Source organism: Mesorhizobium sp. M7A.F.Ca.AU.001.01.1.1 (assembly GCF_004022735.1).
Taxonomy (GTDB): Bacteria; Pseudomonadota; Alphaproteobacteria; order Rhizobiales; family Rhizobiaceae; genus Mesorhizobium; species Mesorhizobium ciceri.
Genome location: NZ_RZPF01000901.1, coordinates 1 through 2,250 on the forward strand (window position 1 = coordinate 1; position 2,250 = coordinate 2,250).

Genomic DNA, 2,250 nt, shown 5'->3' on the forward strand with positions numbered 1-2,250 from the left:
GCAAGGCGATGGCCTTTTCCGACATGTGGGGCCTGATCTAGGCTGGTTATTCCGCAGCCTGGCCCGCCACGCCCTTGCGGGTGGCGTCGACCATCAGCCGCCGTTCCCGGAACACGCCCCATTGCTGGTCGACCAGCACGCCGATGAGGATGACGCCGCCCATCACCGCGAAGTTGAGCGAGGACGGGATGCCGAGCAGGTTGACGAGATTCTGCAGCTCCTGCAGCAGCACCGTGCCGAGGATGACGCCGATCAGCGAGCCTTCGCCGCCGCGCAGCGAGAAGCCGCCGAGCACGGCGGCGGCGATGGCGTAGAGTTCGTAGAACTGGCCGTGGCTGGCCGGCGAGATCGAGCGCGTGTACATGGCGAAATAGATCGCCGACAGCGCCGTCAGCACACCGCAGATGACATAGGCGGCGATGACGACACGGCCGGTGCGGATGCCCGAATATTTCGCCGCCTCCTCGTTCTTGCCGATGGCGTAGAGATAGCGGCCGAACACCGAGCGATGCAGCACCACCCACATGACGATCGAAATAACGATCAGCGCGATGAAACTGTTCGGCACGCCATAGGAGCGTCCGGCCGTCAGGAATTCGAGCTCGGGAAAATTCTGGCCGAACGCAAAACCCGCCGTGCCGTCGGCGGTGTAGAAGCGGGCGACACCGCGGTAGATCAACAGGCCGCACAAAGTGACGACGAAAGGCTGCAGCTTGAGCCTTGTGATCAGCCAGCCATGCACCAGGCCTATGATGGCGCCGAGGAACAGGATCAGCACGAAGGCCAGCGGCCAGCCCACCTCGCGCACGGCGATGAAGTCGATGAACAGCGTTCCAAGCAGCGCGACCACCGAGCCGACCGACAATTCGATGCCGCCGGTGATGATGACGAAGGCCTGGCCGATCGACAGGATGCCGAACAGACCGATCAGGTTCGAGGTGTTGGCGAGGTTGATCGGCAGCAGGAAGCGCGGATTGATGATCGCAACGATCGCCCCGACCACCAGGATCAGGATCAGCAGGCCGAGATCTTTCTTGCTCATCGTCTTCTCCCCAATGCCTGAGCAGATCGCGCTTGCGCGAGACCCCGGCAAAACTACTTCGGCTGCTTGCCCACCGCCAGCAGCAGCACGTTTTCCTGGCTGAACCGGTCCTTGTCGAGAATGCCGGAGATTTGGCCCTCATGCATGACGGCGATGCGGTCGGACACGCCGATCACCTCTTCCATGTCCGACGAGATCATCAGCACGGCGACGCCGGCATCGGCCAATGCGCGCATCAGGCCGTAGATTTCCGCCTTGGCGCCGATGTCGATGCCGCGCGTCGGCTCGTCGAGGATCATCACATTGGGGTTCATGGCCAGCCACTTGCCGAGCACGACCTTCTGCTGATTGCCGCCCGACAGCGTGCCGGTGCGCGTCTGCACCGAAGGCGCCTTGATGCCGAGGTCTTTCTTCTGCTTCTCGGCGGTGGAGGTCTCGGCGCTTGAGGACACCAGGGAGCGGCGCGCATGCGCGGGCAGATTGGGCAGCGAAATGTTCTGAGCGATCGACAGGTCGAGCAGGATACCGGTCAGCTTGCGGTCTTCCGGAACCAGGAAGATGCCGTGCGCGACGGCGTCGGCCGCGGAAGCCAGCGCAAGCGGCTTGCCGTCGAGTTCCAGCGCGCCGCCGAGCTTCGAATCGATGCCGAAGAACACCCGCGCCAGCTCGGTGCGGCCGGAACCGACAAGACCGGCGAGGCCGAGGATTTCGCCGCGCCTGACGTCGAGATCGACCGGGCGGCCGGGATAGGCAGGGGTGCGGATGGCCTTGGCCGCAAGTGCTACGGCGCCGGGCGCACGCGCCGCTTCCGAGGCCTTCTCGCGCTCCTTCAGCATGCGGCCGATCATCAGCTTGACCATCTGGTCGTGGCCGATATCGCTCTTCGGCAAGGTGCCGGCCAGCATGCCGTCGCGCAGCACCACGACGCGGTCGGCTACGCGTTCGACCTCGTGCAGGCGGTGCGAGATGAAGATGACGCTGATGCCGTCGGCCTTCAGCGCCTTGATGACGTCGAGCAATTTGTCGGTCTCGGCGAGCGGCAGGCTGGATGTCGGCTCGTCGAGGATGACCAGCCGCGCCTCGATCGACAGCGCCTTGGCGATCTCGACCATCTGCTGCTGCGCCAGCGACAGGGTCGCGACCGGCGTGTCGGCGGAAAAATTGGCGCCGACGCGCTTCAAAAGCGGCGCCACCATGGTGCGCAGCTT

General features: G+C 64.5%; 2 protein-coding genes. Both read right to left on the bottom strand.

Going from position 1 to position 2,250, the window contains the following annotated elements; all coding sequences use genetic code 11:
• Positions 1 to 46: 46 nt before the first annotated feature.
• The gene (locus tag EN884_RS33655) at positions 47 to 1,042 is read right to left on the bottom strand and encodes an ABC transporter permease (protein ID WP_027161057.1); all 996 of its coding nucleotides are present in this window, start codon (positions 1,040 to 1,042) and stop codon (positions 47 to 49) included.
• Positions 1,043 to 1,095: 53 nt separating this feature from the next.
• Positions 1,096 to 2,250, bottom strand: a 1,155-nt coding sequence (locus tag EN884_RS33660) for a sugar ABC transporter ATP-binding protein (protein ID WP_164895340.1), incomplete at its 5' end; no start/stop codon positions are given.